The 19,556-nt window shown below is 69.8% G+C and carries 15 protein-coding genes and 1 tRNA gene; 9 read left to right on the top strand and 7 right to left on the bottom strand.

Going from position 1 to position 19,556, the window contains the following annotated elements:
• The first annotated feature begins 182 nt into the window (after window positions 1-182).
• From ACF09C_RS14575 to ACF09C_RS14550, 6 genes are all read left to right on the top strand, one after another.
• A complete protein-coding gene (locus ACF09C_RS14575) occupies window positions 183-818 on the top strand; it encodes a Tat pathway signal sequence domain protein (RefSeq protein WP_392091817.1) in 636 nt (211 codons plus the stop codon).
• Window positions 819-1,115: 297 nt separating this feature from the next.
• The gene (locus tag ACF09C_RS14570) at window positions 1,116-2,348 is read left to right on the top strand and encodes a branched-chain amino acid ABC transporter substrate-binding protein (RefSeq protein WP_392091816.1); all 1,233 of its coding nucleotides are present in this window, start codon (window positions 1,116-1,118) and stop codon (window positions 2,346-2,348) included.
• 118 nt (window positions 2,349-2,466) lie between these two features.
• On the top strand, window positions 2,467-3,396 hold the full coding sequence (locus ACF09C_RS14565) for a branched-chain amino acid ABC transporter permease (protein WP_392091815.1): 930 nt from the start codon (window positions 2,467-2,469) through the stop codon (window positions 3,394-3,396).
• 5 nt (window positions 3,397-3,401) lie between these two features.
• Window positions 3,402-5,219: a branched-chain amino acid ABC transporter permease gene (locus ACF09C_RS14560; RefSeq protein ID WP_392091814.1), complete on the top strand. Its 1,818-nt coding sequence runs from the start codon at window positions 3,402-3,404 to the stop codon at window positions 5,217-5,219.
• Between the two features lie 3 nt (window positions 5,220-5,222).
• Entirely contained in the window at window positions 5,223-6,275 is a 1,053-nt protein-coding gene (locus ACF09C_RS14555) for an ABC transporter ATP-binding protein (protein WP_392091813.1), read from the top strand.
• Window positions 6,272-6,988, top strand: coding sequence for an ABC transporter ATP-binding protein (locus ACF09C_RS14550; protein ID WP_362423035.1), 717 nt, complete (start codon window positions 6,272-6,274; stop codon window positions 6,986-6,988). The genes ACF09C_RS14555 and ACF09C_RS14550 overlap by 4 nt, the downstream gene beginning before the upstream one ends.
• 90 nt (window positions 6,989-7,078) lie before the next feature.
• Here the strand turns inward: ACF09C_RS14550 and ACF09C_RS14545 are convergent, their stop codons facing one another.
• A complete protein-coding gene (locus ACF09C_RS14545; RefSeq protein ID WP_392091812.1) occupies window positions 7,079-7,735 on the bottom strand; it encodes an ANTAR domain-containing response regulator in 657 nt (218 codons plus the stop codon).
• 89 nt (window positions 7,736-7,824) lie between these two features.
• Here ACF09C_RS14545 and ACF09C_RS14540 point away from each other — a divergent pair.
• Window positions 7,825-7,907, top strand: a tRNA-Leu gene (locus tag ACF09C_RS14540).
• Between the two features lie 87 nt (window positions 7,908-7,994).
• Entirely contained in the window at window positions 7,995-8,783 is a 789-nt protein-coding gene (locus tag ACF09C_RS14535) for a helix-turn-helix domain-containing protein (protein ID WP_392091811.1), read from the top strand.
• Window positions 8,784-8,790: 7 nt separating this feature from the next.
• Here ACF09C_RS14535 and pyk read toward each other — a convergent pair whose 3' ends face one another.
• Both pyk and ACF09C_RS14525 read right to left on the bottom strand, forming a co-directional pair.
• Window positions 8,791-10,227, bottom strand: a complete 1,437-nt coding sequence (pyk, locus tag ACF09C_RS14530) for a pyruvate kinase (protein ID WP_392091810.1) — start codon at window positions 10,225-10,227, stop codon at window positions 8,791-8,793.
• Window positions 10,228-10,387: 160 nt separating this feature from the next.
• Complete coding sequence (locus ACF09C_RS14525) at window positions 10,388-11,065, bottom strand: SIMPL domain-containing protein (protein ID WP_392091809.1); 678 nt, start codon at window positions 11,063-11,065, stop codon at window positions 10,388-10,390.
• A 133-nt stretch (window positions 11,066-11,198) separates the two neighbouring features.
• On the opposite strand from ACF09C_RS14525, the gene ACF09C_RS14520 reads away from it, so the two are divergent.
• Window positions 11,199-12,998 (top strand): 5'-nucleotidase C-terminal domain-containing protein, encoded by a 1,800-nt coding sequence (locus ACF09C_RS14520; protein ID WP_392091808.1) that lies wholly within the window; start codon window positions 11,199-11,201, stop codon window positions 12,996-12,998.
• Window positions 12,999-13,004: 6 nt separating this feature from the next.
• Here the strand turns inward: ACF09C_RS14520 and ACF09C_RS14515 are convergent, their stop codons facing one another.
• From ACF09C_RS14515 to pepN, 4 genes are all read right to left on the bottom strand, one after another.
• Entirely contained in the window at window positions 13,005-14,429 is a 1,425-nt protein-coding gene (locus ACF09C_RS14515) for a lysine N(6)-hydroxylase/L-ornithine N(5)-oxygenase family protein (protein ID WP_392091807.1), read from the bottom strand.
• Window positions 14,426-15,826, bottom strand: a complete 1,401-nt coding sequence (locus ACF09C_RS14510; protein ID WP_392091806.1) for a pyridoxal phosphate-dependent decarboxylase family protein — start codon at window positions 15,824-15,826, stop codon at window positions 14,426-14,428. The genes ACF09C_RS14515 and ACF09C_RS14510 overlap by 4 nt, the downstream gene beginning before the upstream one ends.
• Window positions 15,827-15,928: 102 nt before the next feature.
• Window positions 15,929-16,804 (bottom strand): nuclease, encoded by an 876-nt coding sequence (locus ACF09C_RS14505; RefSeq protein ID WP_392091805.1) that lies wholly within the window; start codon window positions 16,802-16,804, stop codon window positions 15,929-15,931.
• A 215-nt stretch (window positions 16,805-17,019) separates the two neighbouring features.
• Complete coding sequence (pepN, locus tag ACF09C_RS14500; protein ID WP_392091804.1) at window positions 17,020-19,512, bottom strand: aminopeptidase N; 2,493 nt, start codon at window positions 19,510-19,512, stop codon at window positions 17,020-17,022.
• Between the last annotated feature and the right edge of the window lie 44 nt (window positions 19,513-19,556).

The raw sequence follows: 19,556 nt of genomic DNA, 5'->3' as shown, positions 1-19,556 counted from the left end.
CCGGTCCCGGTCTAGCGTTCCCGCATGGGTAAGGGACCGGCACCGGCTCACCACTCCGCGGCAGCGCCCGCGCCAGACACGGCGGCCGTCCCGGCCTCCTCCCGAACCGCCTCCTCGACCACCGCCTCGACCACCGTCTCGACCACCGTCTCGACCGCCTCCCCGAGCGCCGGGTCGCAGGCGTGAGCGGCGCGGGCGGCGTCGGGCCGATCGAAGCGGGCGACGGCACCTCGGAGCGCCCGCCGCCCGCCCCCGGACCCCGCCGCACCCGCTTCGGGCCCGGCCCTCTCACCCCACGCGCCCGCCTCCTCCTGGCCTGCGCCCTCGGCGCCTCGGCGGCCTGCGCGATCACGGTGTACGTGACGACGCGGCCCGCTCCCGCCCCGCCCCCGGAGGCACTGCCCCCCGCCCCGCCCTCCCAGCGGATCGCACTGCGCTACGGCGAGCCGGTCGCGGCCTCCGACCCCGGCGCCGCCTTCGCCTTCACCGTCCTCATGCTCACCTCGTCCGGGCCGCCCGTGACCGTGGAGTCCATCGGCCAGCCGTCCAGCGCCCTGAGCCTGCGGGTCCGGCCCGCGCTCCCCGTCTCCGCACCCGCCGGACAGGTCCGCGAGGTGGTCGCCGAGATCGACGTAGTCGATTGCGTGCATGTGGCACGGAATTCCGGACTCCCCTTTCTGGAGGTAACCCTCAGTAATGCAGGGCAGAAAGAGGCACACAGCTACATTCTCGGCGACCGGTACGCGGCCGATCTTTCCACCGCCCTGAACAGGGCGTGTCCCATGGATCGAGATCAAGGCCGGTCCACCCCGTCATGACCAAAAGCCCCTACAGTCCTGGGCCGTCAGCACTGAAACCCGCCCATGCTCCTGCAGCGTCTCAGCATGCAGACAAGACGAACCGCCCGCAATTCGCCCGTTCCGCCCCCAGAGTTCGCTATGTATTACGCCGCGGCATAACAAGAGCGTCACATCATCGGCCCGAACCCTCCATATCCGCCGGTCCGCCGCCTAGAGTCACCGCCAGTCACCGCGACCCGATTCCTTTTCGGTTCGGTTTCACGCGTTCGACTCGGCGCATCCAAGGTGGGACGCCGTGCCTGGAAAGGACTCATCGTGCGTCAACGTAAGCTCATTGCCGTGACCGCCGCGCTCGCCGCCGGAGCCCTCACGCTCACCGCCTGTGGATCGCGCGACGAGGGCAACAAGGGCGGCGGCGCCACCGGCGACGTGACGGTTGTCATCGGTGTCGACGCCCCGCTGACGGGTGACCTCTCCGCCCTCGGCCTCGGCATCAAGAACTCCGCCGACCTGGCCGCCAAGACGGCGAACGAGAAGAAGTACGTCCCCGGCGTCACCTTCAAGGTCGAGGCCCTCGACGACCAGGCGCAGGCCTCCTCCGGCCAGCAGAACGCCACCAAGCTCGTCGCCAACAAGGACGTCCTCGGTGTCGTCGGCCCGCTGAACTCCTCCGTCTCCGAGGCCATGCAGAAGGTCTTCGACGACGCCAAGCTGGCCCAGATCTCCCCGGCCAACACCAGCCCCTCCCTGACCCAGGGCCCCAAGTGGGCCGAGGGCCAGAAGGTCCGCTCGTACAAGAGCTACTTCCGCACCGCCACCACGGACGCCATCCAGGGCCCGTTCGCGGCGCAGTACCTCTTCAACAAGGCGGGCAAGAAGAAGGTCTTCATCATCGATGACAAGAAGACCTACGGCGCGGGCCTGGCCGGCACCTTCAAGGGCGAGTTCACCAAGCTCGGCGGCCAGGTCGCGGGCGAGGGCCACATCGACCCGGAGTCCAAGGACTTCTCCGCGATCGTGACCCAGGTCAAGAACTCCGGCGCCGACGTCGTCTACTACGGCGGCGAGTACCCGGCGGCCGGCCCGCTCAGCAAGCAGATCAAGGACACCGGCGCCAACATCCCGCTCGTCGGCGGTGACGGCATCTACGACAAGAAGTACGTCGAGCTCGCCGGTGCCAAGTCCGCGGGCGACCTCGCGACCTCGGTCGGTGCCCCCGTCGAGACGCTGCCCTCCGCCAAGGAGTTCGTGGCCAACTACACCAAGGCCGGCTACAAGGACCCGTACGCGGCCTACGGCGGCTACTCCTACGACTCCGCCTGGGCGGTCATCGAGGCCGTCAAGAAGGTCGTCGAGGGCAACGGTGGCAAGCTCCCCGAGGGCGCCCGCGCCAAGGTCCTGGAAGCCGTCCAGAACGTCGCCTTCGACGGTGTGACCGGCAAGGTCTCCTTCGACGAGTTCGGTGACGCCACCAACAAGCAGCTCACGGTCTACAAGGTCGAGGGCACCGAGTGGAAGTCCGTCGAGTCCGGCACCTACGGCGGCTGATCCCCCTCCCAACGGCCCGCTGAACGGGCGGGCCGACACCACCCACCTGCCGCGCGGGGCGCGCACCACAAGGCGCCCCGCGCGGTGTCACATCCGTCGAAAGACTCGGAGGACTGCGGTGCACGAACTGCCGCAACAGCTGGTCAACGGCCTGCTACTGGGATCCATGTACGGGCTCGTCGCCATCGGCTACACGATGGTCTATGGCATCGTCCAGCTCATCAACTTCGCCCACGGCGAGATCTTCATGACCGGTGGGTTCGGAGCCCTCACGGTCTGGCTCATGCTCCCCACGGGGACGACCATGCTGGTCGCGCTGCCCCTCATGCTCATAGGCGCGATCATCGTCGCCACCCTCATAGCCGTCGGAGCCGAACGCTTCGCCTACCGGCCGCTGCGCGGAGCCCCCCGCCTCGCGCCCCTCATCACCGCCATCGGGCTCTCCATCGTGCTCCAGCAGGCCGTCTGGGCCTGGTACCCGGACGCGCGGTCCTCCCTCGTCTTCCCGCACATCCCCGGCGGCCCCTTCCACATCGGCAGCGTCACCATCCAGACCGGTGACCTCTTCCTGCTGATCGCGGCCCCCGTCTCCATGGCGTTCCTCGGCTTCTTCGTCAAGAAGACCCGCACCGGACGCGGCATGCAGGCCACCGCCCAGGACCCCGACACCGCCAAGCTCATGGGCATCAACACCGACCGCATCATCACGGTCGCGTTCGCCCTCGGCGCCGCCTTCGCGGCCGTCGGAGCCGTCGCGTACGGCCTCAAGTACGGCGAAGTCAACTACCGCATGGGCTTCATCCTCGGCCTCAAGGCCTTCACCGCGGCCGTCCTCGGCGGCATCGGAAACATCTACGGCGCCATGATCGGCGGACTGGTCCTCGGCCTCGCCGAGACCCTCACCACCGTCTACATCGACGCGATCCCCGGCATGCAGCAGCTCGGCGGACAGTCCTGGGGCAACACCTGGGCGTTCGTCCTCCTCATCCTCGTGCTCCTCTTCCGGCCGCAGGGCCTGCTGGGTGAGCGCGTGGCGGACAGGGCGTGAGAACCATGACCACCATCACCGCAGAAACCGCGAAGACCGAGGAAAGCCAGGACAAGGGCTTCATCGGCCTCTCGGAGAAGACCGGCCGCGCCCTGGCCACCGCCGGCGGCCTCCTCACCGTGGCCTCCTGCTTCCTCTCCTGGACCTGGACCTCCGCCTTCCCCGGTGACCTCACCGTCTACGGCTACCCCGGCGGACTCCAGTGGCTCGTCCTCGTCGGCGGCGCCCTCACCACCCTGTTCGGCCTGTCCTCCTACGGCGTCAAGGGCCTCGGCTGGATCGCCCCGGCCGGTGCCGACGCGGCCCTCAAGCTCTCCGCGCTCGCCGCGTTCGCCACCGCCTGGTACACCCTGATCGCGATCATCGCGACTCTCGGTGCCCTCGTCGACCTGGAGCCCGGCGGCGCCATCGTCGCCCTCACCACCCTCCTCACCCTCCTCGGCGCCCTCGCCCTCCCCTTCAAGCGCCCCGCGCTCGAGGCCGCCGACCCCGACGACGGCGCCTGGGACACCTTCAAGCACAACGCCGGCAACCGCTGGACCACCGTCAAGGCGGCCTTCACCGCCGACGCCCCCGGCCCGGCCCGCGCGCTCCCCGGCTACGTCGAGATCCTGATCATCACCGCCGTCCTCGCCGTCGCGCTCGGTGTCTTCACCTACGGCATCACCACGCCGTACCAGGAACTCTTCATCGGCTTCCTGCTCACCGCGGGCTTCGGCTTCGGCGCCGTCAGCAAGGCCGGCCTGGTCGCGCGCTTCACCGCGCTCACCACCAAGCACCGCAACGTCGCCCTCGTCGGCGCCTTCGTCGCGGCGGCCGCCTTCCCCCTCACCCAGAGCGACGACCAGTACGCGACCCTCGGCGTCAACATCCTCATCTTCGCCACCGTCGCCCTCGGTCTGAACATCGTCGTCGGCCTCACCGGCCTCCTCGACCTCGGATACGTCGCCTTCCTCGGCGTCGGCGCCTACACCGCCGCCCTCGTGTCCGGCTCCCCGAACTCGCCGTTCGGCGTCCACATGCCGTTCTGGGCCGCCATCCTCATCGGCGCCGCCGCCTCCATGGTCTTCGGCGTCCTCATCGGCGCCCCGACCCTCCGCCTCCGCGGCGACTACCTGGCCATCGTCACCCTCGGCTTCGGAGAGATCTTCCGGATCTCGATGAACAACCTCGACGGCGTCTCCGGCCCGGACATCACCAACGGCCCCAACGGCATCGCGGGCATCCCGAACGTCAACCTCTTCGGATTCGACTTCGGCGCCTCGCACACCCTCGCCGGCTTCACCATCGGCCGCTTCGCCAACTACTTCCTGCTGATGCTCGTGATCACCCTCCTGGTGGTCCTGGTCTTCCGCCGGAGCGCCGAATCCCGCATCGGCCGCGCCTGGGTCGCCATCCGCGAGGACGAGACCGCCGCCGAAGCCATGGGCATCAACGGCTTCCGCGTCAAGCTCATCGCCTTCGCCCTCGGCGCCACCCTCGCCGGATTCGCCGGAGCCGTGCAGGCACACGTCAACTACACGGTCACCCCCGACCAGTACGTGTTCGCCAACGCCGTCCCGCCGAACTCCGCCTTCCTCCTCGCCGCCGTCGTCCTCGGCGGCATGGGCACCATCTCCGGACCGCTCGTCGGTGGAGCACTGCTCTTCCTGCTCCCCAACAAGCTCCAGTCCCTCGGCGAATACCAGCTCCTCGCCTTCGGCATCGCGCTCGTCATCCTCATGCGCCTGCGCCCCGAGGGCCTCATCCCCAACCGGCGCAACCAGCTCGAGCTCCACAAGGACCTCGAAGCGCCGACGTCCCTCAGCAAGGCAGGGGCCTGACCCATGACGACCACCACCACCGCCCCCGCGGCGGAGACCGTCCTGGACGCACGTGGCGTCACCATGCGGTTCGGCGGCCTCACCGCAGTCAAGAACGTCGACCTCACCGTCCGTAGCGGCGAGATCGTCGGCCTCATCGGCCCGAACGGCGCCGGCAAGACCACGTTCTTCAACTGCCTCACCGGCCTCTACATCCCCACCGAGGGCGAAGTCCGGTACAAGGGCACCGTCCTGCCGCCCAAGTCCTTCAAGGTGACGGCGGCCGGCATCGCCCGGACCTTCCAGAACATCCGTCTCTTCAACAACATGACGGTCCTGGAGAACGTCCTCGTCGGACGCCACACCCGCACCAGGGAGGGCCTCTGGTCCGCCATGCTGCGCCTGCCCGGCTTCCACAAGGAGGAAGCCGCCAGCCGCGACCGGGCCATGGAACTCCTGGAGTTCATCGGCCTGGCCCACAAGGCGGAGCACCTCGCCCGCAACCTCCCCTACGGTGAGCAGCGCAAGCTGGAGATCGCCCGGGCCCTGGCCAGCGACCCCGGCCTGATCCTGCTCGACGAGCCCACCGCCGGCATGAACCCACAGGAGACCCGGGCCACCGAAGAGCTCATCTTCGCCATCCGGGACCAGGGCATCGCCGTCCTCGTCATCGAGCACGACATGCGCTTCATCTTCAACCTCTGCGACCGGGTCGCCTGCCTCGTCCAGGGCGAGAAGCTCATCGAGGGCACGGCCGACGAGGTCCAGAGCGACGAGCGCGTCGTCGCCGCCTACCTCGGCGAACCCTTCGAAGGCGCCCCCGGCGCCGAGGAGGCCGCCGAGGTCGAGGCTGCCGAGGCCCACGCGGAGGAGGCGCACGCGCAGGAGACCGAGGCGGCGGAGACCGAGGCCGACGAGGCTCCGGCCGACGCGGACGCCGACTCGGCGGACGAGGCTCCGGCCGACGCGGACGCCGACGCCGACCCGGCGGACGAGGCTCCGGCCGACGCGGACGCCGACCCGGCCGAGGACACCCCGGCCGACAGCACCACCAGCAAGGACGGAGAAGCCAAGTGACCGCACTCCTGGAGGTCGAGGACCTCCGCGTCGCCTACGGCAAGATCGAGGCCGTCAAGGGCATCTCCTTCTCCGTCGAGGCCGGCCAGGTCGTCACCCTCATCGGCACCAACGGCGCCGGCAAGACCACCACCCTGCGGACCCTCTCCGGCCTCATCAAGCCCAAGGGCGGCCAGATCAAGTTCCAGGGCAAGTCGCTCAAGAAGGTCCCCGCCCACAGCATCGTCAGCCTCGGGCTCGCCCACTCCCCCGAGGGGCGGCACATCTTCCCGCGCATGACGATCGAGGACAACCTGCTCCTCGGCGCCTTCCTCCGCAAGGACCGCGAAGGCATCGCCAAGGACGTCCAGCGCGCCTACGACCTCTTCCCCATCCTGGGCGAACGTCGCAAGCAGGCCGCCGGCACCCTCTCGGGCGGTGAACAGCAGATGCTCGCCATGGGCCGCGCGCTCATGTCGCAGCCCAAGCTCCTGATGCTGGACGAGCCCTCCATGGGCCTGTCCCCGCTCATGATGCAGAAGATCATGGCGACCATCTCCGAGCTGAAGGCCCAGGGCACGACCATCCTGCTGGTCGAGCAGAACGCCCAGGCGGCGCTCTCCCTGGCCGACCAGGGCCACGTCATGGAGATCGGCAAGATCGTCCTGTCCGGCCCCGGCCGCGAACTCCTCGTCAACGAGGACGTCCGCAAGGCCTACCTCGGCGAGGACTGACCCCGCCGCGCCACACGGAAGGGCCCGCCTCCCTCGGGGGAGGCGGGCCCTTCGCACGTACCCGGTACACCGGTACGGAACGACCGCTACCTACTGGCCCTTGGCCGCCTTCTTCTCCTCGGCGTCCTCGATGACCGCCTCCGCGACCTGCTGCATCGACATACGACGGTCCATCGACGTCTTCTGGATCCACCGGAACGCCGCCGGCTCCGTCAGCCCGTACTGGGTCTGCAGGATCGACTTCGCCCGGTCGACCAGCTTCCGCGTCTCCAGCCGCTGCGAGAGGTCCGCGACCTCCTTCTCCAGCGCCCGCAGCTCCGCGAACCGCGACACCGCCATCTCGATCGCCGGCACCACGTCGCTCTTGCTGAACGGCTTCACCAGATACGCCATGGCCCCGGCGTCCCGAGCCCGCTCGACGAGGTCGCGCTGCGAGAACGCGGTGAGCATGAGGACCGGCGCGATGGACTCGCCCGCGATCTTCTCGGCGGCGGAGATGCCGTCCAGGACGGGCATCTTCACGTCCAGGATCACGAGGTCCGGCCGGTGCTCCCGCGCGAGCTCGACGGCCGTGGCCCCGTCGCCGGCCTCGCCGACGACCGAGTAGCCCTCTTCTTCGAGCATCTCCTTGAGGTCCATGCGGATGAGGGCCTCGTCCTCGGCGATGACGACACGGGTCGTCAGCGGCGGAACGTGCGACGCGTCGGCGTCGTCGGCGGCGGGCTGGGGCGACTCGGGGGCGGTCACGGGGGCTCCTCGTTGCGGGGCGTGGCGCTGCTGCCAGAAGCCTACCTAGCTGCGATGGACCCGAGTGAACCGGTAGACTTCCCGAGCCCGCCCGGTTGGAGGAACTGGTTAGACTCGCGGTGCTCAAACCACCGTGCCTTAGGGCATGTGGGTTCGAATCCCACACCGGGCACGCTTCAAGAAAAAGCGGACGTTCACCTTCGTGTGAATGTCCGCTTTTTGCTACCCGCAGCAAGTTCACGTTGCGCAGAGTGATCGCATGCACTTCCACGGAACAGAAGTACGACAGCGCGCGCTCGCCCTACTGCGCGGCGGCGCCAAGAACGCGGACGTGGCCCGCAAGCTCAACGTCCCCGCAGGCACGATCAGCCACTGGAAATACGAGGACCGCGCGAAACGCGGTGAGTGTCCGAGCCGCCCCAAGCATGGGTGTCCTCGTTGCGGCGACGGGGAGCTGGACGAGGCCGCGTACGCGTACCTCTTGGGGCTCTACCTTGGCGACGGCCACGTGAGTCAGCCTCGGCAACACCGGGCGCCGAGCCTGAGAATCACTCTCGATGATTCCTGGCCAGGCGTGCAGGACGAGGCCGAGGCCTCTATGCGTCTGGTCTTTCCCGGCAACGCGATCTCCCGAGCGCGCAAGCCGGGGTGCCATGACATCAAGGTCTACTCAAAGCACCTTCCATGCCTGTTCCCTCAGCACGGGCCCGGCAGGAAGCACGAGCGGCACATCGCGCTACAGGGGTGGCAGCAAGAGATCGTGCGTGGCCACCCGTGGGCGTTCATCCGAGGGCTCATCCACTCCGACGGGTGTCGGATCACCAACTGGACCGAGAAGATCATCGGCGGCCGCATGAAGCGGTACGAGTACCCCCGGTACTTCTTCACCAACACGTCCGCCGACATCATCGGGCTCTTCACGGCCGCCCTCGACCGCGTCGGCGTCGAGTGGAAGGGCGCGAACCAGTCCCGTACCGCTCAGAACATCTCCGTCGCCCGCAAAGCCTCCGTCGCCCTCATGGATCTCCACGTCGGGCCCAAGTCCTGACCCGAGGTCAGGGGGTCCTGTTCACCGGGTCGCCGATGTGGTGGACGTGGACGAGGTTCGTGGAGCCGGGGACGCCGGGCGGGGAGCCGGCGGTGATGACGACCGTGTCGCCCTTCTTGCAGCGGCCGATGCGGAGGAGTTCCTCGTCGACCTGGGCGACCATCGCGTCCGTGGAGTCGACGTGCGGGCCCAGGAAGGTCTCGACGCCCCAGGTGAGGTTGAGCTGGGCGCGGGTCGCCGGGTCGGGGGTGAAGGCGAGGAGGGGGATGGGTGAGCGGTAGCGGGAGAGGCGCTTGACCGTGTCGCCGGACTGGGTGAAGGCGACGAGGAACTTGGCGCCGAGGAAGTCGCCGATCTCGGCGGCCGCACGGGCTACCGCTCCGCCCTGGGTGCGGGGTTTGTTGCGTTCGGTGAGGGGCGGGAGGCCCTTCGCGAGGATGTCTTCCTCCGCGGCTTCCACGATGCGGCTCATCGTGCGGACCGTTTCGACGGGGTAGCGGCCGACGCTCGTCTCGCCGGAGAGCATCACCGCGTCCGTGCCGTCGATGACCGCGTTGGCGACGTCGCTGGCCTCGGCGCGCGTGGGGCGGGAGTTCTCGATCATGGAGTCGAGCATCTGGGTGGCGACGATGACCGGCTTGGCGTTGCGCTTGGCGAGCTTGACGGCCCGCTTCTGGACGATCGGGACCTGTTCGAGGGGCATTTCGACGCCGAGGTCGCCGCGGGCGACCATGATGCCGTCGAAGGCGGCGACGATGTCGTCGATGGCTTCGACCGCCTGGGGCTTCTCGATCTTGGCGATGACGGGGAGGCGGCGGCCTTCCTCGTCCATGACGCGGTGGACGTCCTCGATGTCGCGGCCGGTGCGGACGAAGGAGAGGGCGATGATGTCGGCGCCGGCGCGCAGGGCCCAGCGGAGGTCGTCGATGTCCTTCTCGGAGAGGGCGGGGACGGAGACGGAGACGCCGGGGAGGTTGAGGCCCTTGTGGTCGGAGACCATGCCGCCTTCGACGACGCGGGTGTGGACGCGGGGTCCTTCGACGGCGGTGACTTCGAGGGTGACGCGGCCGTCGTCGACGAGGATGCGTTCGCCGGTGGTGACGTCGGCGGCGAGGCCCTTGTAGGTGGTGCCGCAGGTGGTGCGGTCGCCTTCGTGTTCTTCGACGGTGATGGTGAAGGTGTCGCCGCGTTCAAGGAGTACGGGGCCTTCGCGGAAGCGGCCGAGGCGAATCTTCGGGCCTTGAAGGTCGGCGAGTACGCCGACGCTGCGCCCGGTCTCCTCGGAGGCTTTGCGGACGTGCCGGTAGCGCTCCTCGTGTTCGGCGTAGGTGCCGTGGCTGAGGTTGAAGCGGGCGACGTTCATTCCGGCTTCGACGAGTGCCTTGATCTGCTCGTACGAGTCGGTGGCGGGGCCCAGGGTGCAGACGATTTTCGCTCGGCGCATGGTGTGAGCCTAGGGCTTACCGGCGGGTAGTTGAGGGGTCGGGCATGGCCGTTCAACAACCTTTGCGTGAAAGCTTGTTGACAAGTCTTGAATCTGTGCGGGCGGGTGCTCCGATGAGCGGTTTCGGGGGGGGCCGGGTGGCCCCCCCGTGGGGCCTTCGCTACAGCTGGGGTGGGGCCATGGTGAAGCGGGCGGTGACCTCTGCCGTGACGGTCTGGCGTTGGGGTTCGAGGTCGAGCGGTGGGGGTGCGTCGGGGGATTCGGCGGCGAACGCGGCCATGCGCATGCCGACGCCGCCGAGGGGGGCCGGTGGCATGAGCTCGGTGTCGGAGAGTTCGAGCAGGGCGGTGAGGTGCGTGCCGAGGGCTTCCGCGTAGGCGCGGGCGCGTTGGACGGCTTCGCGAACGGCGGTGCGGCGGGCTTCGGCGTGCGCCGGGGAGTCGGGGCGCAGGGCCCACCAGGGGCCGTCGACACGGGTGAGGTCGAGGTCGGCGAGGCGGGTGGTGAGTTCGCCGAGGGCGGTGAAGTCGGTGAGTTCGACGGTGAGGTGGACCGTGCCCTGGTAGGCGCGGATGCGTTCGCCGCGGCCGTGTCTGCTGGGTTCGGGGGTGATGGAGAAGGCGCCGGTCTCCAGCTTCTCGATGGCTTCGCCGTAGGACTTGATGAGGTCGAGGGTGTGGGTGTTGCGGCGGGTGAGGTCGGTGAGGGTGGCGGCGCGGTCGGTGCCGCGGGCGCTGAGGGTGACGGCGATGCGGGCGATCTCGGGGTCGACGTCGAGTCGGGCTTCGCCCCGGACGGCGACCTGGGGTGCCTCGGGGGTCGGGTGGTGGGTCGTCACTTCGGCTCCCTCGTACGGGTGACGGCTGCGATCCCGAACACTTTCCCACTCCGTGACCCGGAAACTCTGTCGCGCCGGGGGCGGCTGGGCCAGAATCTACGCGCGTTGTGCACCACCGGACCAAGGAGAACACATGCCGCTGAACCGCCGGACGTTTCTGGAGGGCTCCGTCGCCGTCGGAGCCGGAGCCGCCCTCACCACGGGGGTCGCCGCCGCCCCGGCCCAGGCCCACGGACCGCGCCCCAAGCCGGCCAAGCGGTACTCCTTCACCGTGATGGGCACCACCGACCTGCACGGCAACGTCTTCAACTGGGACTACTTCACGGACAAGGAGTTCGACGACAAGGCGCACAACGACGTGGGCCTCGCCAAGATCTCCACTCTCGTCGAGCAGGTGCGCAAGGAGAAGGGGCGGTGCAACACGCTCCTCATCGACGCCGGTGACACGATCCAGGGCACCCAGCTGTCGTACTACTACGCCAAGGTCGACCCGATCACCGCGCGCCGCGGTCCCGTGCACCCGATGGCGCAGGCGATGAACGCGATCGGGTACGACGCCGCCGCGCTCGGCAACCACGAGTTCAACTACGGCATACCGGTGCTGCGGAAGTTCGAGGAGCAGTGCGACTTCCCGCTGCTGGGCGCCAACGCGCTGGACGCGAAGACGCTGCGGCCGGCGTTTCCGCCGTACAGCATGCACCGGCTGCGCACGCCGCACGGCCGGGACGTGAAGGTGGCGGTCCTGGGTCTGACCAACCCGGGCATCGCGATCTGGGACAAGGCGAACGTCAGCGGCAGGATGGTCTTCCCGGGTCTGGAGGAGCAGGCGGCGAAGTGGGTGCCGAGGCTGCGTTCGATGGGCGCGGACGTGGTGGTCGTGTCGGCGCACAGCGGTTCCAGCGGCACGTCCTCGTACGGTGACCAGCTCCCGCACATCGAGAACGCGGCCGGTCTCGTCGCGGAGCAGGTCCCCGGGATCGACGCGATCCTCGTCGGCCACGCGCACACCGAGATCCCCGAGTACCGGGTGAAGAACAAGGAGACCGGCAAGGACGTGGTGCTGTCCGAGCCGCTCAAGTGGGGTCAGCGGCTGACGCTCTTCGACTTCGACCTGGTGTGGGAGAAGGGCCGCTGGGTCGTCGAGAAGGTCGGCGCCCAGGTGCTGAACTCCAACACCGTGGAGGAGGACCCGGAGATCGTCGGCCTGCTCGCGGACGAGCACGAGAAGGTCGTGGCCTACGTCAACCAGGTCATCGGCACCTCCAGCGCGACCATGGCCACGGCCGAGGCGCCGTGGAAGGACGAGCCGATCATCGATCTGATCAACCACGTGCAGGCGGAGACGGTGAGGAAGGCGCTGGCGGGCGGCGCGTACGCGGCTCTGCCGGTGCTGTCGCAGGCATCGTGCTTCTCCCGTACGGCGGCGATCCCGGCCGGTCGGGTCACCATCCGTGACGCGGCCGGGCTGTATGTCTTCGAGAACACCCTGGAGGCGCGTCTTCTCACGGGCGCCCAGGTCAAGGACTATCTGGAGTTCTCGGCGCGGTACTACGTGCAGACCCCGGCGGGTGCGCCCGTGGACACGGCGAAGCTGACGAACGCGGACGGCACGCCGGACTACAACTACGACGCGGTGTACGGCGTGACGTACGAGATCGACATCGCCAGGCCGGCGGGCTCGCGGATCGTGAACCTGTCCTTCGACGGGAAGCCGATCGACCCGGCCGCGCAGTTCGTCCTCGCCGTGAACAACTACCGGGCCAGCGGCGGTGGTGCTTTCCCGCACGTCGCCAAGGCCCAGCAGCTGTGGGCCAACTCGGACGAGATCCGCAACACGATCATCCAGTGGGTGAAGGCGGAGGGGTCGATCGACCCGGGCCGGTTCGCGTCGGTGGACTGGAAGCTGACCCGGGACGGTGTCCCCGTCTTCTAGGGCGGTTCAGCTCTGTGTGAGAGGCGTCAGCGCCTGGCCCTGGGCCGGGATGCGTGGCGCCTCTTGCCGTTCCAGGCCGAAGGTGGTGAAGGCGGTGCGGCGGGGCTGGGGGTAGGGGTCCTTGCCGGTGAGGGTGTTGAGGATGGTGGCGCTGCGCCAGGCGGCGAGGCCGAGGTCGGGGGCGCCGACGCCGTGGGTGTGCTTCTCGGCGTTCTGGACGTAGACGGAGCCGGTGACGGAGGCGTCGAGGACGAGGCGGTAGGTGGCGTCGATGCGGGCGCGGCCGGCGGAGTCGTGGCGGAGGTAGGGGTCGAGTCCGGCGAGCATGCGGTCGACGGGGCGTTCGCGGTAGCCGGTGGCGAGGACGACGGCGTCGGTGGTGAGGCGGGAGCGGGTGCCTTGCTGGAGGTGTTCGAGGTGGAGTTCGACCTTGGTGGTGGCGACGCGGCCGGCGGTGCGGACGCGGACTCCGGGGGTGAGGACGGTGTCGGGCCAGCCGCCGTGGAGGGTGCGGCGGTAGAGCTCTTCGTGGATGGCGGTGAGGGTGTCGGTGTCGATGCCCTTGTGGAGTTGCCATTGGCGGGGCACGAGGTCGTTGCGGGTGGGTTCGGACAGGGCGTGGAAGTAGCGGGTGTAGTCGGGGGTGAAGTGTTCGAGGCCGAGCTTGGAGTACTCCATGGGGGCGAAGGCTTCGGTGCGGGTGAGCCAGTGGATCTTCTCGGCTCCGGCGGGCCGGGCGCGGAGGAGGTCGAGGAAGATCTCGGCGCCTGATTGTCCTGAGCCGATGACGGTGACGTGGTCGGCGTCGATGAGGTCGGCGCGGTGGGTGAGGTAGTCGGCGGAGTGGATGACGGGGACGTGGGGGGCGTCGGCGAGGGGTTTGAGGGGTTCGGGTACGTACGGTTCGGTGCCGACGCCGAGGGCGATGTTGCGGGTGTAGGTGCGGCCGAGGGCTTCGGCTTCGCCGTCGGCGTCGAGTTGGGTGAAGTCGACTTCGAAGAGGGCGCGTTCGGGGTTCCAGCGGACGGAGTCGACCTGGTGGCCGAAGTGGAGGCCGGGGAGTTGGCCGCTGACCCAGCGGCAGTAGGCGTCGTACTCGGCGCGTTGGATGTGGAAGGTCTCGGCGAAGTAGAAGGGGAAGAGGCGTTCGCGGCTGCGGAGGTAGTTGAGGAAGGTCCAGGGGCTGGTGGGGTCGGCGAGGGTGACCAGGTCGGCGAGGAAGGGGACTTGGAGGGTGGCGCCTTCGATGAGGAGTCCGGGGTGCCAGTGGAAGGCGGGGTTCTGTTCGTAGAAGGCGGTGGCGAGGCCGCCGGGGACGCCGTGGGCGAGGGCGGCGAGGGAGAGGTTGAAGGGGCCGATGCCGATGCCGACCAGGTCGTGGGGCTGGTCGGGGTCGTGGGGGGACGGGGGCTTGGGGGTGCTGCCGGTCATCGGTCGGTGCTGCCTTCCACGAGGTTCAGGAGGTGCTGGAGGTCGTCGGGGGTGGTGTGGGGGTTGAGCAGGGTGGCTTTGAGCCAGAGGCGGCCGTCTTCGTGGGCGCGGCCGAGGACGGCGCGGCCTTCGGCGAGGAGGGTGCGGCGGATGGTGGCGACGGTGGAGTCGTCGGCGTCGGAGGGGCGGAAGAGGACGGTGGTGAGGGTGGGGCGTTCGTAGAGCTGGAGGCCGGGGGTTTTGTCGACGAGGTCGGCGAGGTGCTGGGCGAGGGCGTGGACCTGGTCGACGAGGGCGCCGAGTCCGCTGCGGCCGAGGGCGCGGAGGGTGACCGCGATCTTGAGGATGTCGGGGCGGCGGGTGGTGCGCAGGGAGCGGCCGAGGAGGTCGGGGAGGCCGGCTTCGGTGTCGTCGGTGGCGTTGAGGTAGTCGGCGGTGTGGGCGAGGGCGGCGAGGTCGTGGGTGTCGCGGACGGCGAGGAGTCCGGCGGCGACGGGCTGCCAGCCGAGTTTGTGCAGGTCGAGGGTGACGGTGCGGGCGCGGTCGAGGCCGCTGAGGAGGGGGTGGTGGGTGTCGCTGAAGAGGAGGGGGCCGCCGTAGGCGGCGTCGATGTGGAGGTCGGCGCCGTGGGCGTCGCAGAGGTCGGCGATCTCGGGGAGGGGGTCGATGCGGCCGGTGTCGGTGGTGCCTGCGGTGGCGGCGACGAGGAGGGGGCCGTGGAGGTCGGTGAGGGCTTCGTCGAGGGCGACGGGGTCGAGGGTGCCGTTGGGGGTGGGCACGGTGACGGGTTCGGGGAGGCCGAGGAGCCAGGCGGCGCGGTGGAAGGAGTGGTGGGCGTTGGCGCCGACGACGGTCTGGACGGTGTGGCCGGGGTGGTGGCGCTCGCGGGCGAGGAGGAGGGCGAGCTGGTTGGCTTCGGTGCCGCCGGTGGTGACGAGGGCGTCGGGGGTGGCCGCGTGGGGGTAGACGGTCGCGGCGAGTGCCTCGGTGACCAGGGCTTCGAGGGCTGAGGCGGCGGGGGCCTGGTCCCAGGAGTCCATGGAGGGGTTGAGGACGGCGGCGGCGAGGTCGGCGGCGGCGGCGAGCGCGAGGGGTGGGGTGTGGAGGTGGGCGGCGCAGAGGGGGTGCGCGGGGTCCGCGGCGCCTGCGGCGAGGGCGCGGGTGAGGGTGTGGAGGGCGGCGGTGGGGTCGGTGCCGTGGGGTGGGAGCGGGTCGCCGAGCGCGTCGCGCAGCTGTGCGGTGACCTGGTCGGGGCCGCCGGGCGGGAGGGGGCCGCCGCGTGCCGCGGTTCCTTCGTGGAGGGCGCTGAGGACGGTGTCCAGGAGGGGGCGCAGGGCGGTGGGGTCGTTCGCGAGGGGCGGTGTGGGCGGAGCGGTCGGGGTGGTCGCGGCACACATGGCACCACCCTGCCGGGGGTTCTGGGGGTTTGTCCGGGGAGTGGGGCGGTGGCACCCGAACGGGGGACGCGGAGAGCGACCTGCCGTGCGGCGATTCGGTGTCTACTCGTCGTAGACGATGTCCTCGATCGGGTGGGTCCAGCGGACCTTGCCGTCGTTGACCTCGATGATCAGGTCGAGGCCGGTGCTGAAGTGGCCGGTGGAGAGCAGGGTGAACTTGTCGGCCTTCCGGCGGAGGTAGTCGAGGAAGCCGTCCAGTGCCGGGTTCCCGTCGTTCTCGAGGACGTACTCGCCGAGCCGGCGGAAGAACTTGGGGTAGATGACGTCCTCGTCGACCGTGGGCGGGGCGGTCACCACCGTGTCGCTGTGGGTCTTGTCCAGGGGCCACAGGCCCTCGTCGTCGTCGCGCGCCGTGCGGGCGGTCGCGGCGAGGTCGGCGCGCAGGTCGGGGAAGAGCGTGCGGTAGAAGATCGGGTAGACGAATCCCTTGGCGAGCAGCTTGTGGTTGACCGTGTCGCGCATCGTCTCGGGGGTGAGGAACACCTGGTCGTTCGCGTCCGCCTCGGGACCGTCGCCCGGGCCGGTGAACGCGATGCAGCGGCCGGGCTTGTCCGCGCCCCGGGTGAGGACGTAGCCGCGGACCGCGGCCGGGGTGGTGGGGGCCTTCACCGTCCCGTTGGAGGTGCGCTGGACGGGGTCGAAGCCGAGGAGGCGGAGCAGCTCGGCGGCTGCCGCTTCGGCGGGCACCTTGGGCTGGTGCAGTTCGGGGCCGCTGACGAAGGGCGGCTTGAAGTGTGTTTCGAGGGCGTCGATGCCCTCCAGGCGCAGGTTCGCCCCACCGGGGCCGCGGATCACGATGGGGTGGGGGCCGGGGACGGTGCTCCAGACGGCCGGGTCGTCCGGGTAGAAGCGGACCGTGTCGCCGTCCGGGCGTGTTCCTACGATCCGGAATTCGCCTTTGATCCTCAGGTACGGCATGGGAGGGGCCTCGCAGACGCCTGCGGCAGGGTGGGTGGGAGCAAGGTGCCAGCAGGGGAAGGCCCCCGGGGCGGACCGCCGCCGTGGAAGGCGCTCCCCCTGTCCCACTATGCGTCCATGTCGTCGGCGGGTCCTGTTGGCGGTTCAACCTCTCGGGTGCCGGAGGCCCGTCGAGGGGTTGAACCGCCGTGCGGTGTGTTCGCGAGTGGGTCGGGTCAGGCCTCGCGGACCTTCAGGGCTCGGCGCAGGTCGGCCAGTTGGTCGACGAGCTTGCGGTGGAGGGCGGGGGTGAGGGCGGGGTCGGTGAGGTGGTTCTCGCCGAAGGTGAGGGATTCCTGGTCGATGGCGTGGGCGGGGAAGGCGTGGCGGCCCGCGGCTTCGGCCATGGCGGCGCCCCGGCGGGTGGCCAGCGCGGTGGCGGCCGGGTAGTAGCGGGGGATGTACTCCCGTACGAGTTCGGCCTGTTCGGGCTGCCAGAAGCCTTGGGCGGTGGCGGTGAAGAGGTAGTTGGAGAGGTCGTCGGTGTCGAAGAGACGGGACCAGGCGGCGGCCTTGGCCTCGGGGGTGGGGAGGGCGGCGCGGCAGCGGGCGGCGCCTTCCTGGCCGGTGGCGCTGGGGTCGCGGGCGAGTTCGCTGTCGATGGCGGCTTCGTCGAGGGCGCCGAGGACGGCGAGGCGGGCGAGGATGCGCCACCGGAGTTCGGGGTCGATCTCGGGGCCGCCGGGGACGGTTCCGTCGGCGAGCCAGCCGGCGATGGTGTCGGGCTGGGTGGCGCTGCTGATGTACGTACGGACGGCGGTGAGGCGCAGTCCGGGGTTGTCGCCGTCCTCGGTGCGGCGGATGAGGTCGCGGGCGAGGCCGGTGAGGAGGGTGAGCGCGGCGGGGCGGTCGTCGGCCGGGAGGTACCGGTCGGCGATCTGGGTGCGGGCGAAGGCGAGGACGCCCTGGACGACGGCGAGGTCGGTCTCCTCGGGGAGGTGGGCCTCGGCGGTGGTCAGGTAGTCCTGGGGGTCCAGTTCGCCGTCGCGGACCATGTCGCGCAGGGTGTTCCAGACGAGTGCGCGGGTGAGGGCGTCGGGGATGCCGGAGAGGCCGCGCAGGGCGGTCTCCAGGGAGTCGTCGTCGAGGCGGACCTTGGCGTAGGTGAGGTCGCCGTCGTTGAGGACGACGAGGGCGGGGCGGGGTCCGGGGAGGTCGAGGGGCTCGGCCTGCGGGACGTCGATCTCGACGCGTTCGCGCCGGACGAGGCGGCGGCCGTCGACGAGGTCGCGGTCGTAGACGCCGACGGCGATGCGGTGGGGGCGGCTGCCGTGGTGGTGGACGGTGAGGGTGGTCCGGGTCTCGTCGCCGCCGAGTTCGGGGGTGAGGGTGTCGACGCCGGTGGTGCGGAGCCACTGGTCGGCCCAGGCGTGGACGTCGCGGTCGGTGGCGGAGGCGAGGTTGTCGATGAAGTCGGCGAGGGTGGCGTTGCCGAAGCGGTGCCGCCTGAAGTGGGTGTTGATGCCGGCGAGGAAGTCCTTCTCCCCCATCCAGGCGACGAGTTGACGCAGGGCGGAGGCGCCCTTGGCGTAGGAGATCCCGTCGAAGTTGAGGAGGGCGGAGGCCGTGTCGGGGACGGCGTCCGGGTCCGGGGCGACGGGGTGGGTGGAGGGGCGCTGGTCGGCGTCGTAGCCCCAGGCCTTGCGCTCGATGCCGAAGTCGATCCAGGTGTCGGGGAAGCGGTCGGCGCAGGCTTCGTTGATGGTCTGGTAGCCCATGTACTCGGCGAAGGACTCGTTGAGCCAGATGTCGTCCCACCAGCGCAGGGTGACGAGGTCGCCGAACCACATGTGGGCCATCTCGTGGGCGATGACCATGGCGCGGGTCTGGCGTTCGGTGACGGTGACGGCGGAGCGGTAGACGAACTCGTCGCGGAAGGTGACGAGTCCGGGGTTCTCCATGGCGCCGGCGTTGAACTCGGGGACGAAGGCCTGGTCGTACGAGTCGAAGGGGTACGGCTCCTCGAACTTCTCGTGGAAGCGGTCGAAGCAGGCCTTGGTGATGTCGAGGATCTCGTCGGCGTCGGCGTCGAGGTGGGGGGCGAGGGAGCGGCGGCAGTGGATGGCGAAGGGCAGTCCGGCGTGTTCGGTGCGGACGGAGTGCCAGGGGCCTGCGGCGACGCAGACGAAGTAGGTGGAGAGGAGGGGGGTGGGGGCGGCCTGCCAGCGGCCGTCGGGGAGCTGCTCGGTGATGCCGTTGGCGAGGACGGTCCAGCCGTCGGGGGCCTTGACGGTCAGCTCGAAGACGGCCTTGAGGTCGGGCTGGTCGAAGGCGGCGAAGACGCGCTGGACGTCTTCCATGAAGAGCTGGGTGTAGACGTACGACTCGCCGTCGGTGGGGTCGGTGAAGCGGTGCATGCCTTCACCGGTGCGGCTGTAGCGCATGGTGGTGACGGCGCGGAGTTCGTGCTCGCCCTCGGTGAGGGTGAGGGGGACCCGGTTGTCGTCGAGGGAGGCGGGGTCGAGGGGTTCGCCGTCGAGGTGCAGGGAGTGGAGCGTGACCGGTTTCAGCTCGACGAAGGTGTCCCCGGCGGTGCGGGCGGTGAACCGGATGACGGTCGTGGATGCGAAGGTCTCGTCGCCTGTGGTGAGGTCGAGGTCGACCGTGTAGCGCTGGATGTCGAGGAGATGGGCACGGGTCTGCGCTTCCTCGCGCGTCAGTACGGGCATGGGGCCATGCTGCCCGATGGGGTGGCGGCGGGGCACGGGAGTTC

This window comes from Streptomyces sp. NPDC014870 (genome assembly GCF_043081505.1).
Taxonomy (GTDB): Bacteria; Actinomycetota; Actinomycetes; order Streptomycetales; family Streptomycetaceae; genus Streptomyces.
The sequence above is the reverse complement of the archived record's forward strand: the minus strand, read 5'-3'. Positions and strand labels throughout refer to the sequence as shown.